The 13077-nt window shown below is 63.7% G+C and carries 9 protein-coding genes and 3 pseudogenes; all 12 read right to left on the bottom strand.

The features are described 5' to 3' along the window. Positions 1-409: pseudogene (locus RUR49_RS11615) on the bottom strand (transposase); the annotation flags it as partial. A gap of 80 nt (positions 410-489) precedes the next feature. After that, on the bottom strand, positions 490-1875 hold the full coding sequence (locus tag RUR49_RS11610; RefSeq protein WP_409146544.1) for an aspartate aminotransferase family protein: 1386 nt from the start codon (positions 1873-1875) through the stop codon (positions 490-492). A gap of 14 nt (positions 1876-1889) precedes the next feature. Then, positions 1890-3236 carry a pyridoxal phosphate-dependent decarboxylase family protein gene (locus RUR49_RS11605; protein ID WP_409146543.1) on the bottom strand — a complete coding sequence of 449 codons (1347 nt, stop codon included), beginning with the start codon at positions 3234-3236 and terminating at the stop codon, positions 1890-1892. A gap of 29 nt (positions 3237-3265) precedes the next feature. Continuing rightward, positions 3266-3431 (bottom strand): annotated as a pseudogene (locus tag RUR49_RS11600) (aldehyde dehydrogenase family protein); the annotation flags it as partial. 115 nt (positions 3432-3546) lie between these two features. Then, positions 3547-4551, bottom strand: coding sequence for an ABC transporter ATP-binding protein (locus tag RUR49_RS11595; RefSeq protein WP_409146542.1), 1005 nt, complete (start codon positions 4549-4551; stop codon positions 3547-3549). Continuing rightward, positions 4548-5558: an ABC transporter ATP-binding protein gene (locus RUR49_RS11590; protein WP_409146541.1), complete on the bottom strand. Its 1011-nt coding sequence runs from the start codon at positions 5556-5558 to the stop codon at positions 4548-4550. Before RUR49_RS11590 ends, RUR49_RS11595 begins: the two co-directional genes overlap by 4 nt. Before the next feature lie 18 nt (positions 5559-5576). Further along, on the bottom strand, positions 5577-6716 hold the full coding sequence (locus RUR49_RS11585) for an ABC transporter permease (protein ID WP_409146540.1): 1140 nt from the start codon (positions 6714-6716) through the stop codon (positions 5577-5579). A gap of 10 nt (positions 6717-6726) precedes the next feature. Next, positions 6727-7716, bottom strand: a complete 990-nt coding sequence (locus tag RUR49_RS11580; protein ID WP_409146539.1) for an ABC transporter permease — start codon at positions 7714-7716, stop codon at positions 6727-6729. Positions 7717-7802: 86 nt separating this feature from the next. Further along, the gene (locus RUR49_RS11575) at positions 7803-9860 is read right to left on the bottom strand and encodes an ABC transporter substrate-binding protein (RefSeq protein WP_409146538.1); all 2058 of its coding nucleotides are present in this window, start codon (positions 9858-9860) and stop codon (positions 7803-7805) included. Positions 9861-10201: 341 nt separating this feature from the next. Then, positions 10202-11701 carry an aldehyde dehydrogenase family protein gene (locus RUR49_RS11570; RefSeq protein ID WP_409146537.1) on the bottom strand — a complete coding sequence of 500 codons (1500 nt, stop codon included), beginning with the start codon at positions 11699-11701 and terminating at the stop codon, positions 10202-10204. 135 nt (positions 11702-11836) lie between these two features. After that, entirely contained in the window at positions 11837-12727 is an 891-nt protein-coding gene (locus tag RUR49_RS11565; protein ID WP_409146536.1) for a LysR family transcriptional regulator, read from the bottom strand. A gap of 91 nt (positions 12728-12818) precedes the next feature. Then, positions 12819-13077 (bottom strand): annotated as a pseudogene (locus tag RUR49_RS11560) (GMC family oxidoreductase N-terminal domain-containing protein); the annotation flags it as partial.

Below are 13077 nucleotides of genomic sequence, written 5' to 3'. Positions count from 1 at the left end.
GCTGGATCAGCGTGCCGTCGACGCTGAAGTGCTCGCTCGACAGCAGCCGACTCACGCGGCGCTCGGCCAGGACGGCCGACAGGAACCGCGTGGCGACGTCGCCGGCGAGCAACCGGTCGCGGTTCTTCGAGAACGTCGAGTGATCCCAGACCAGATCATCAATGCCGAGCCCGACGAACCAGCGGAACAGGAGATCGAACTCCAGCCGCTCCATCAGTTGGCGTTCTGAGCGGATCGATTAGAACGCCTGCAGCGGCATCGCCCGCAGCAGCCTCTCTGGTGCGATCGTCGGCGCCGGCGTTTCGTTCACAAGCGCCCGGCTCGCCCGCAACAGATGCCCCGCCGGTACCCACGCCTCTACGTCGGCGTAGCTGAACAGCGAACCCGTCTCCTCGTCCATTCCCAGCACGCCGACACTCCCCATCCAGACAGGCAAAGCTAATCGAGGGGCAAGCGATCGGCGAGTGACTTTTTCAGCAGCCTGCGAGATCACACGAGCCCGAACTCGGCTGCCGTCTTGTCGAGCGCCGCGCGGTAGATGACCATCAGCGTGTCGACCTCTTCCTTCGTGATGACCAGCGGCGGCGCCATCACCATGGAATCGCCGGAGACGCGGATCATCGCTCCCATCTCCACACAGATCTCGTGGCACCGCCCCGCGAGCGTCCCGACCGGGGTCCGGAATGTCCGTGTCGCCTTGTCCTCGACAATCGCCAGGCCGGCGACGAGGCCGATGCCGCGGATGTTGCCGACAAGCGGATGATCCGCGACGGCGTCACGCAGCCTGGTCTGGAAATAGGGGCCGATATCGTCGCGCACGCGCTCGACGAGACCTTCGCGTTCGATGATGGCGATGTTGGCGAGCGCGACTGCGCAGGCCGTCGGATGGCCGGAATAGGTGTAGCCGTGCGACAGGTCCCCGCCCTTGGCGTAGAGGACGTCGGCGACCCGGTCGCTGACGGCAACTGCCGAGAGCGGCAGGTAGCCGGACGTGATGCCCTTGGCCATCGTCATGATGTCCGGCTCGATGCCGAACGTGGTGCTGCCGAACCATTCGCCGGTCCGGCCGAATCCACAGATGACCTCGTCGGCCACCAGCAGGATGTCGTATTTCCGGCAGATGCGGTTGATCTCGGGCCAGTAGTTCGACGGCGGCAGGATCGCGCCGCCCGACCCCTGCAGCGGTTCGCCGAAGAAGGCGGCGACGTTCTCCGGGCCGAGCTCCAGGATCTTGTCCTCGACCGCCCTGGCCGCGACCAGGCCGAATTCCTCCTCGGACAGGTCGCCGCCCCCGGTATACCAGTAGGGCTGGATCACGTGCTCGATGCCCGCGATCGGCAGGTCGTCCATCTCGTGCATGGTGCTCATGCCGCCGAGGCTCGCCGATGCCGTTGTTGATCCGTGATAGGCATTGATGCGGCTGATCACCGTCTTCTTCGCCGGCTTGCCCATCAGGTTCCAGTAGCGCTTCACGAACCGGAGGATGGTGTCGTTCGCCTCGGACCCCGAGCAGGCGAAGAAGAAGCGGTTGAGGTCGCCGGGCGTGAGGGTCGCGAGCTTTTCGGCGAGCTCGACGGGCGGCGGCGTCGTCGTCTTGAAGAACGTGTTGTAGAAGGCGAGCTCGCTCATCTGATCGTAGGCGGCCCTCGCCAGTTCCTCGCGCCCGTAGCCGACGTTCACGCACCAGAGGCCGGACATCGCGTCGATGATCCTGTTGCCTTCGGAATCCACCATCACCGACCCGGAGGCCTTGACGATGATCCGGGGCCCCCCTTTTCGACGCAGCGCCTCGTTGTCGGTGAAGGGATGAATGTGGTGATCGCCATCGGCCCGCTTCCAGGCGGCCGTCGAGTTCCTGACGACTGGCGTGTCCATGTCCGCTCCCCCGATCAGTAGCCGGTGTATTCGGTTTCGCTTTGCCGGCGCTTCGCCGCGACCACGTCGACGCAATCGCGCAGAGCAGCCATCGCCCTGTCGATCATGTCGTCGTCGAAGGGATCGCATTGAATGTGCAGTCCGCGCGGGCTGCGGATGCGGGCGAGATACCAGCCGCGGCTCGCCATCTCTTCGGCGACGGCATGCGGGTCGTAGCTTTCGGACGTGAATGCGAAGACGTTGGATTCCGGCGCGCCGAGGATGCGCATGCCCGGGATCGCTGCTATTTCCTGCATAAGGCGATCGCGGGCCGCGTACATGCGCCGGACGAGGCCGAGATATCCCTCCTCCCCGAGATGGTGCAGGATCGCCCAGGCAGCGGCCATGACGTGCGAGGGGCGCGAGCCGGGAAATCCCGTGCTCCGGTAGGCGCCAAACGCCCAGCCTTCGCTCGTGTGCGACTGGTAGTTCAGAAGGTCGGCATCACGGTAGATTAGCGTCGATACGCCTTTCGGCGCATAGGCGTGCTTGTGCAGGTCCGCCGACATCGAGCGCACGCCGGGAAGGCGGAAATCATACGGCGGAATATCGATCCCGAGCTTTTCGGCGAAAGGTGAGACGTAGCCGCCGACGCAGGCGTCGACATGCAGCCAGACGCCGCGGCGGACGGCGAGGTCGGACAGGTCCGCGATCGGATCGAACACACCGTGCGGATAGGCCGGAGCGGAGCCGACGATCATCGCCGTGGCCTGGCCGATGCGCTCCTCGATGTCACCGGGCCGGCAACGGAAGGTCTCGTCGAAGTCCGTCATGACGAGCTTCAGTCCCAAAAGGTGCGCCGACTTCTGGAAGGCGGCGTGCACGGTGCTGGCGGCGATCACTTCCGGAACCGCCGTCGAGGTCGGGTTCTGCGCGCGCCAGTAGTCCCGCGCCGCCCACATCGCGGTGAAGATGCTCTCGGTCCCGCCGGAGGTGATCGCCGCTCCGGCCCCCTCCGGTGCGTTCTGCAGCGACATGGCGATGTCAGTTAAATCCCGCATCACCTCGGCGACACTCGGGATGTAGCGGGCCAGCGACGCGTTGTAGTGCGAGAACATATCCATCGCCCGCAGGCCGACATCGTAGAACGAGTCGTCCGCGTAGGGCGTCAGAAGGTTGAATTTCGCCGTTTCGAATGGAAGGTCGCGCGTCTGCATCTCGCGGAGTGCGTCGAGAACCGAGTCTTTTGCTATTCCACTGACGGGGAGTGTCTTTCGATTCATCTCTGCCCGTCTCCCCAATCCGCAATTTTGAACATCCAAGTCCAGCAGTCGTAGCGGTTGGGTGGAGGACTGAGAATTGATTCTTTTCGACCCCGACAATCGACAAAGTCGATTGCCCGCACGGCCCTTCAGGCGTGCATCTGGCTGACGAACTTGGTGTTCAGATAGCCCTCGAGCGCGTCAGCACCGCCCTCCGTTGCGTTTCCCGAATCGCTGATACCCCCCGAAGGGCACTTCGGGCAGCGCCAGCCCATGGTGATTGATCGACACCATGCCGCTGCGGATGGCCGCCGCAGGGGGGCCGCGGCAAAGCTCAGCCTCGCCCAGGGACCGGCGGGCACCCGCGATAGATCGAGCACCTCGACCCCGTCGAGCGGCACGAGGCGAGAACCTGCGGTCGCCGCTTCGGTCATCGTTGCCGGCCCTCGGGTGCAAGGGCCAGTTCTTCGGCAAAATGGCAGGCGACGAAATGCTCTGTCGCGATTTCCCGCCATTCCGGCTCTGCCTGCTGGCAGGCGTCGCGCGCGAACGGGCACCGGGTGCTAAACCGGCACCCGGGCGGCAAAGCCATCGGGTTCGGGATCTCGCCCGCCAGGGCCATCGGCTCGAAGCGCTTGTCGGGATCGACTCTTGGTATCGCCGAGATAAGCGCCTTCGTATAGGGGTGCATTGGACCACGGAAGATACTCTCCGCCGGCGCCTTCTCGACCAGCTTTCCAACATACATCACCGCGATCTCGCTCGATATCTGCGCGACGATCGAGAGATCGTGGGCGATGAACAGGTAGGTGAGGCCCAGCTCTGCCTGCAGGTCCATCAGGAGATTGATGATGTCGGCCTGAATCGAGACATCGAGGGCCGACACCGCCTCGTCGCAGACGATGAATTCCGGATTGGCGGCGAGCGCCCGGGCGATGCAGATCCTCTGACGTTGACCACCGGAAAAGGCGTGCGGGAAACGGCGAAGGAATTCGAGGTTCAGCCTGCATTTCGCCGCGACATCCCGAACCCGGGCATCGATCTCGGCCCGTGTTCCGAAGCGCTGGCACTCCAGCGGCTCTGCGATGATGTCGCGCACCGTCATGCGCGGACTGAGCGAGGCGTACGGATCCTGGAAGATGAGCTGCATGTGCTCGCGCCGGAAGATCCGCAACTCCTTGTCGGTGAGCTCGGAGACGTCGACGCTCTCGCCATTCATCTGGAACCGGATCGAGCCGGCATGCAGCGGGATGGTGCGCAATATGGCGCGCCCGACCGTCGTCTTTCCCGATCCGCTCTCGCCGACGAGTCCGAGCGTCTTTCCCCGCCCGATCTCGAAGCTGACGCCGTCAACGGCCGCAACGACGGCGCCGGAGGCACTGCTTCCAGATCCGAAATAGACCTTCAGGTCTTCGACCCGGAGCAGCGGATTCATGCGTCCACCCCCTTGAACAGGAAGCAACTGACCGCGACGCCGCCCCCGAGCGACACCTCCGCCGGGGCGGCGTGGTTACAGACACCGGCCATGAAGCTCGCGCAGCGCGGATGAAACGGACATCCGGCAGGCCTCTCCATCGGCGCCGGGATATCACCGGGGATTGGTGTCAACCGGGCGCGTGGATTTTCGGTATCGGGCAGAGCCGCCAGCAGCCCCCTCGTATAGGGGTGCTGCGGGTCGTGAATGACCTTCTCGGTTGGCCCGCGCTCGACGATCTTGCCGAGATACATGACCGCCACCTCGGCGGCCACGTGCGCGATCACACCCATGTCATGCGTGATGAAAATGATCGACATGCCGAGGTCTTGCTGCAGTTCGTTCATCAGCGCGATGACCTGGGCCTGGATGGTTACGTCGAGCGCCGTGGTCGGCTCGTCGGCGATCAGCAGCGACGGGTTCGTCGCAAGCGCCATGGCGATCATCGCGCGCTGGCGCATCCCGCCCGACAGCTCATGCGAATACTGGCTGAGGCGCACGACCGGGTTGGATACGCCCACTCTCTCGAGCGCGCCGATGGCGATCTCGCGAGCTTCGGCCGCGTCGGCCTTCCTGTGCAACCGAATGACCTCGATGAACTGGTTGCCGATCGTCCAGACCGGCGAGAGCGATGCCATCGGTTCCTGGAAGATCATCGAGATTTCGCCGCCACGGATCCGCTGGATCGCCTTGCCGTCGCGCGGCAGCGCGTCCACGTCGATCACCTCGCCCGCCTTGTTCGTGAGCCGTATCCGCGATGCTGCGCCGAGCTTTGCGTTCGACGGCAGAAGCTGCATCAAGGCACGCGTCGCGACGCTTTTCCCCGAGCCGCTCTCCCCCACGATCCCGAGCGTCTTGCCCTTCGGCACCCCGAAGCTGATGCCGTTCACCGCAACCAGCCTGCCCTCGTCCGTCTTGAACGAGACCTCGAGATCGCGCACGTCGAGCAACGGTTCCTGGGATGTCATGCGCGGCCGGTCCGATCCCTAGTCGCTCGTCTGATAAGGGTCGGCGGCGTCACGCAGACCGTCGCCGATGATCGTGAAGGCGAGCACGGCGAGCACGACGAACGCGGCCGGGATGAAGAGCCACGGCGCCTGTTCGATCGCACGGACGTTCTGTGCATCCTGCAGCAGAATTCCCCAGCTTATCGAAGGCGGCCGAAGGCCGAGCCCGACGAAGCTCAGTGCCGTTTCGCTGAGGATCACATAGGGAAAGGTGATCGCCAGATCGACGACGATGTAGCTCGTGAAGGAGGGCAGCAGGTGCCTGCCGATGATCCTTGCCGGACTCGCCCCGGAAATTTCCGCAGCGAGGACGTAATCCTCCCGTCGTTGCGACAGGATGTGCCCGCGAACCCGGCGCGCGAGCGTCGTCCATCCGAGCAGCCCGAATACCAGAGTCATCATGAAATAGACTTGTACGTTCGACCAATCCTGAGGGAACGAGGCCGTCAGTCCCATGAACAGCGGAATAGCCGGTACGACGCGGACGACCTCCGTGAAGCGCTGGATGGCGTCATCGATCGCACCACCGTAGAAGCCGGCGACACCCCCGATCACAAGGGCGAGAACAAACGCCAGCGCGACGCCGAGCAGCCCCACCGAAAGGGACGTCCAGGTCGCGAACATCAGCCGCGAGAACAAATCCCTGCCGAGATCGTCGGTGCCAAGCAGATGGACCATCCCGGTATCGACGCCGAATAGATGGATGTCGGAGCTGAACAGGCCCAGCAGCCGATATTCATCGCCCCGCACGAATGCACTGAGATAGCGGCGCGTGTCGGGATCCGGCGTGGTTATCATGCGCAGTGTGACCGGATCGCGCCTGCTCGTCATTCCGAACACGAATGGGCGAATGGAAAAGCCGTTCTGATCCCAGAACCGCACCATCTGCGGCGGGCCGTAGACGTAGCCGGCGTCGCGCGTTGTGCCGCCATAGGGCGCGATGAACCCCGCGAAGACCCCCATGAACGCCATGACGAGCAGCACGCCCGCGCCGAAGATGGCCATCCGATGCCGCCGGAACCGCCACCAGACAAGCTGCCATTGCGACGCGGTATAGTATCTCTGTGCCTTCGACGTTGCGGCCGCGGCCGTCGGTACTCGCAAGCTTGCGTCCGTCATCGCAGGGCCATCACAGGCTTTGCAGGCGGATGCGCGGATCGAGCAGTGTCAGCATCACGTCGGAGATGAAATTCATCACCACGATGAACACCGTCATCATCAGCAGTATCGCGCCAGCCACATACATATCTAGATCGAGGAAAGACTTCAGAAGCAGCTCCCCGAGCTCCGGCAGCGCCAGCACCAATGCGACAATCGGCAGCTCCGAGAAGATACGGTTACCGTCGAAACCCATCGTGCTGACCACCGGATTGATCGCCAGTCTCGCGGGATATTTCAGGATCAGCTTGAATTCGGGGATGCCGCGTGCCCGCGCAGCGGTGACCGACAGCTTTCCCAGTTCGTCGAGCATCGTCGCCCTGACGGTCTGCAGCTGGAACGCCGTTGCTGACCAGGCGAGAACGACGGCCGGGACGAACAGATGCGTCAGCAGGTTTCCGACCTTGCCCCAGCTCCAGGGTGCGTCCCTGTAGGGCTCGGAGAACAGCCCGCCGATCGACGTATCGAACACGCGGATGGAGAAGTAGAGCATGAACAGCGCCACCAGAAAGTTCGGCAGCGCGAGGCCTAGGTAGCTGAAGACGGTAAGCGAATAGTCGGCGGCCGATCGTCGCCTGACCGCTGCATATATGCCGACCGGTATCGACAGCAGGTAGGTGAGAATGAGCGTCGCGAACAGGATCGCCAGCGTCAGCCAAAGGCGAGCGCCGATGACGTTGTTGACCGAAGTGGCAAAGGCGAAGGACGGACCGAAATCTCCCTTCGTGACGATATTGCCGATCCACTCGAAGTAACGAGCAGGGGCCGGGCGGTCGAGGCCGAAGCGGTGGCGGATGTCTTCGACATCGGCAGGCGTGAGGGTCATGCCACCCAGCTTGCGGAAGGCGTAGCGGTCCGCGTAGTCGCCGGGCGGCAGTTCCATGACGATGAAGACCATGATCGAGACGAGGAACATGGTGACAATCGCGCCGATTGCTCGCCTGATCAGGAACCTCGCCAATGTTGCTCTCCTGCCCACTCCGCAAGTGATTCTGGAACCGGCCGGCGGCAGAAGCAGGTTGCCGCCGGCCCGCAATCCGTCACGCCCTATTGTTCAGTGAAGAACCACTGCTGCGGCCGGAACGGCAGAGCAAAGTAGTAGTCATCCGACACGACGGTGAACGGCTTGAAATTTCCCATCTTCTTGGATTCGATAACAGGCGAGCCGGCTCCGTCGATGATGCCGATCTTGAAGACGTTGTTCATGTGGATGTCCGCGATCTCGTGGCCGATCGCGTTGCTCTCCTGGCTGCCGAACGGCGTGAGCACGAACTTGTCTCCGAGCTCCCAGAGACGCTTCACATCGTCGGGCGGCTCGATGCCCTGGGCACCATCGGTGTTCTTCCAGGTGACCCATTCGAAGCCGGTGCCCGGCTGATACGGGTTGCCAAAGGGCGGCGCCAGCATGGCGGTGCTCTGGCTGATATTGACGCCGGCTCGCTGCGAGTCGCGCCAGGTCGTGATCAGCAGGTCGTTGGCCGACCCCTTGGTGCGGTATTCGTCGGACGTCACCTCACGGGTCGACACTTTGACCCCAACGGCGCCCCAGTAGCCCTGAACCAGTTCATGGGTCTTCACCGGGCCGCCGGCATTGGCGTAGAGCATCTGGATCGTCAGCGGCTCGCCGCCGGGCAACTCGCGAACTCCGTCGCCGTCGCTGTCCTTCAGGCCCATCTCATCCAGCAGCGACTTCGCCATGTCGGGATCGTGTTGTGTGTAGGCCTTCAGGTTCTCCTCACTCAGGAAGTCGACGGTGCCCGGAGCCGCCGGAGTGGCCTGCGTGGGTTCGCCCTGCCCCAGATAGACGAGCTCCCGAATCTCGTCCCGGTCGATTGCGACCGACATCGCCTTCCTGAACCGGATATCGTTGAAGACCTTGCGCAGTGCTTCGGGCTTCGCTGTCGTGTTGAAGGCATAGTAGATGCCCTCACCGATGCTCGGTGCAAGCTGCACGTTGTAGGCCGAGGCCGCCTCGTTCTCCTTCAACAACGGATAGTCGGGCAGTGAGAGGCTCTGGCTCTTGTAGTCGACTTCGCCGTTGATGATCTTGAGGATGCGGGCCTGCGCGTCCGGCACGTAGGTCTCGTCGAACTCGCTGATGTACGGAAGCTGCTGCCCGGCCGTATCGACCATGTGGAAGTACGGATTTGCGACGAAGCGCCGGCCGGCCGTCGTTTCGTCGACGAGGACATAGGGCTCCAGCGTCGGCATCACGCGCGTGTCGGCACCCTTCAGCAGCGGCGACGGCGCATCGTGCCAGTCGGTCGCATTATAATAGATGTTGAAAAGCTCGACCCAGTTTTTCAGGCCTTTTTCATTGGCGAGCTCGTTAGCTTTGGGATTGTACCTGGGGTGGAACTGCCCAAGAAAATGCTTCGGCAGGAACGGCTGGATCCAGCCTACCGCAAAGCGGTTGACGATGTTGGGAACCGGAGTCGGGAAGACAAACTTCGCGTGCTGCGGGTCGACGACCTCGACATGCGGCTTCTTTCCGTCAAACACCCAGCGACTCTGCGTGGTCGGGAACATCTCCTCGTTCAGGATGACGTCGTTCATCCAGAAGGCGACATCCTCTGCCGTGAACGGAGCACCGTCGGACCAGCGATGCCCCTTCCTTAGCGTGAAGGTGAGTTCCGTGTAGTCTTCGTTCCACGACCAGTCCGACGCAATGTTCGGGACGATCGTTTTCAGATCGTCGGCGATACGAAGGACATTGACGTGCCGGACGCTAAGCGCGTCGCTGGTGCCGGCCTCGCTGGCGTTGGAGATCATGCGGAGTATGCCGCCATATTTGCCGACATCGCTGTACGGCACGACGACGAGCGGCTCCTCGGGGAGCCGGTCGGCGAGCGACGGCAGATCGCCGTTGCCCCCGATCACGCCGTTCAGTTTTTCGATCTCCGGGTTCGCCGAGAACTCGAGGGTGCAGCCTGCGGAGGACTCGTACTCGGCCTTTTCGAACTGCTGCATGTACTTGCCGGGAAGACCGCCATCCGCGGCAAGAGTCGTCCCGATGCAGGCGGCAGCCTGGGCGGACGTGACGTGCAGAGCGCCTGTGGACAGGGCCATGCCTGCAACGGCCAGCGTCGATGCGATAGTGCGCACTTGGAGTCTCATAGTGACGTTTCCCCCGTTTGCGGTCGCGTCGAGTGCGCCGTGCGGATCGAGAGGCGGCTTCGCAATGGGCGACGCCATCCCCGGCCCGGGCCTTCGGCGCCATGGCACCCGGAGCCCTCAGACAGGGAGCGTATGGACGCGTGTATTCGTTTAGAACCGAAAATAATTCGTGGGTTCCATTGGATTTTCCGATTGCTCACTGCGGTCTCAGGTTGTCGTCACTCGCACCTGCGGAGGTTGAGCGAGCTTGGACGTTGAGCGCGGCGCGGGCCTTCCCGCCACGGCGATATGCGGCTGGATCCCGTTACCGTGGTCGGGGACGGCACGCCTCAATGCGTCCGGCGGGGCGAGGTCCGCGCGGCGACGCTTTTGACCCTGAGATAGTTGCGCATTCCCTCGAGGCCTTTTTCGCGGCCGATACCGGAATGGCGGTTTCCGCCGAAGGGTATCTCGATCCCACCTGCGAAGTATTCGTTGATGAACACCTGGCCGGCATCGATGTCCCGGGCAAGCCGATGGGCAGTACCGAAGTCGGAGGTGTAGACGCCGGCCACGAGCGCGAAGTTCGTACTGTTGGCAATCGCCACGGCCTCTTCGATGTCATCGAACGGCTGAACGCACAGGACCGGACCGAAGATCTCGTTCTGCGCAACGCGGTCGCTCATTTTGACGTTGTTCAAAACCGTTGGTTCGAAGAACCAGCCGAGGCCGGTATCCGGATCGGAGGTCCGTGAGCCCCCCGTCACAATCTCAGTCCCGTTCGCGCGGGCGCCCTCCACGAAATCCGATATCCGCTCGAGCTGGTTCGGCGAGTTGACCGGCCCAACCCTCGGATTGCGAAGTCCGTGACCGAGGCTCAGCGTCCTCACGCCAGCGACGAACCGGTCGAGGAACTCCGCCTGCGCCGCGCGCTCGATCACCACCCGCGCCGCCGCCGAGCAAATCTGGCCGGCATTTTCGTAGATGGCGGCGAGAATATCGGCTGCGGCCGTCTCGATGTCGCAGTCCGCCATGACCACGGCCGGCGACTTGCCGCCAAGTTCGAGCGTGACGCTGGTGACATTACGGGCGGCGGCCTGCATCACGGAGCAGCCGGTCGCGACCGAGCCGGTGAAGGCCACGTGTGCGATGCCGGGGTGGGACACCAGCGGAGCGCCCACCTCCGCTCCGGTTCCGGTCACGACATTGTAAACCCCGTCCGGCAGGCCCGCTTGCTTCAGCGTTTCGGCGAGCAGAAGCGCCGTCAGCGGTGTCTGCTCGGCCGGCTTCGCAACAACCGTGCATCCGGCGGCGAGCGCCGGCGCGACGCCGCGGGCGGTCGTCGAGATCGGATAGTTCCAAGGGATGACGTGCGCCGTGACCCCTACCGGCTCATTGACTGAATAGGCCAGGTAGTCGTGGCCGAGCGGTATGGTGAGGCCGTGCATCTTGTCGCACGCGCCGGCATAGTACTCGAACGCCCGCGCTGCCGAGGCGACGTCGACGCGCGCCTCGCCGACCGGCTTGCCGCAGTCAAGGCATTCGACGACGGCGTAGAATTCCGCGTTGGCGCGGATCAATTCGGCGGTGCGCATCAGGATGCGCCCGCGCTCCGACGGCGTGATACCGCGCCACCGTCCGGTCATGGCTGCCAGCGCGGCATCGACGGCCGCCTGGACATCGGCCGCATCGCCGCGTGCAAACGAGGCGAACGCCTTTCCCGAACCCGGGTCGAAACTCTCCATCGTCCGACCGGACGCGGCGTCGTGCCAGCCGCCGTCGATCCAGTGCCGGCTCGGCAGGCCGGGCAGCGTGCCGGTGGCGAGGGTTGTGGCGGCGAGATCTGTCACGGCGCGAGTCCCCCGGTCGAGGCAAAGTGTCGATAGGCAGCGCGTCAATCCACGGCGCGCTTCAAGCGACGCGCCTTTGACCGAATTAAGTTATGGGGGCATCAAGGCTTGATACAGCGAATATTATCGTACTCCTCAATCGAAGGCGTCGATAAGGTCTCTAAAATTGCTTTCAATCTTGGACGTTGCTTCCCGCAGTCCGCGAAGACCGAGCTCAAGGAGCTCGGGGTCCGTCGGAGAGTTGCTGAAGACGACGCTCCCCGTGCGCTGGAACAGCGGTGCCGCCCTGACCCTGCTGAGCTGGCCGGAGCGAACCGCCGGATGCGCCATGCGAAGCGGGAGATAGGCGCTGCCGCCGCATCTGAGGATGTAGTTCATGGCGATGCCGCCGAGGCCGACCGAAATGTCCGCGGCCAGTTCTGGGAACGCATCGTCGTGGTGGCGCTTGAAGACATCGCCCCAGTCGACATAGACGTAGTTACTCTTCCAGGCGCTATCGTCGACCGTGCAGTCCCCGACCGTTGTAAACAGGTAAAACTGCTCGACCAGTAGGTCTTCAATCACCAGGCCTGACATTTCCCTCGGCTCGTACATGACGCCGATGTCCATTGCTCCATCGGCGAGCTGGCGCATCAGCCCGGGGGAATAGTCGGCTACGACGTGCAACGCGACATCGGGTGCCTCGTGCCGCATCCAGTTGCACCATTCGGGCACGATCTGGTCCCAGAGGCTGACGACCGAGCCGAGGCTGATCGACGCGCGGTGCTGCTTGGGCAGGGCGACGTCGCTCTCCGCCCGGCGCCACAACCGCAGGAGACGGGTGGCGTAGTGCTGGAGGCGCTCACCCGAAGGGGTCAGCCTGGCTCCGGAATGATCCCGGACGAACAACGTCCGGCCGAGCCTCTCCTCCAGCGTCCTGATGCGCGCGCTCACGGTCGACTGCGTGACGTTCAGTGTCTCCGCCGCCTTGTTGAAGTTTCCGGTGGCGGCCACCTCCAGAAAGGTTCTGATCTGATCGATGTGCAATCGCGCCGTCCGTCACCAGAGGACCTCGTGCGGGGCCCCGTACGGCCGCAGTCTATTGCATCGGCGCACGAAGGAGATATCCGGAACCGCCCAAAGTCGCGATTTTTGGCAGCACGCCCGCCCAGTCCCAGCCAGGGTTGCCGGCCGCCGCCCAGTCGTCGAAGTCGGCCGGCTCGCCGCGGATGAACACCATGGCGTTGATCGAGCTCGAGCCGCCGAGCACCTTGCCGCGCGGCCAGTAGGATTCGCGGCCGGCGATGCCGGGGTCCGCCTCGGCGACGTACATCCAGTTGACCGAGGGGTCGTAGAAGATGCGGCCGTAGCCGATCGGGGTGCGGATCCAGAAGCGT

Source organism: Pseudoxanthobacter sp. M-2, from assembly GCF_046156265.1.
Taxonomy (GTDB): domain Bacteria; phylum Pseudomonadota; class Alphaproteobacteria; order Rhizobiales; family Segnochrobactraceae; genus CAMDHY01.
This window is presented reverse-complemented; position numbering and strand designations above follow the sequence as displayed.

What these genes read in the sequence shown, in the direction of transcription:
- RUR49_RS11610 (WP_409146544.1), bottom strand. Translation starts at nt 1,875, where the DNA reads ATGGACACGCCAGTCGTCAGGAACTCGACGGCCGCCTGGAAGCGGGCC.
- RUR49_RS11595 (WP_409146542.1), bottom strand. Translation starts at nt 4,551, where the DNA reads ATGAATCCGCTGCTCCGGGTCGAAGACCTGAAGGTCTATTTCGGATCT.
- RUR49_RS11590 (WP_409146541.1), bottom strand. Translation starts at nt 5,558, where the DNA reads ATGACATCCCAGGAACCGTTGCTCGACGTGCGCGATCTCGAGGTCTCG.
- RUR49_RS11585 (WP_409146540.1), bottom strand. Translation starts at nt 6,716, where the DNA reads ATGACGGACGCAAGCTTGCGAGTACCGACGGCCGCGGCCGCAACGTCG.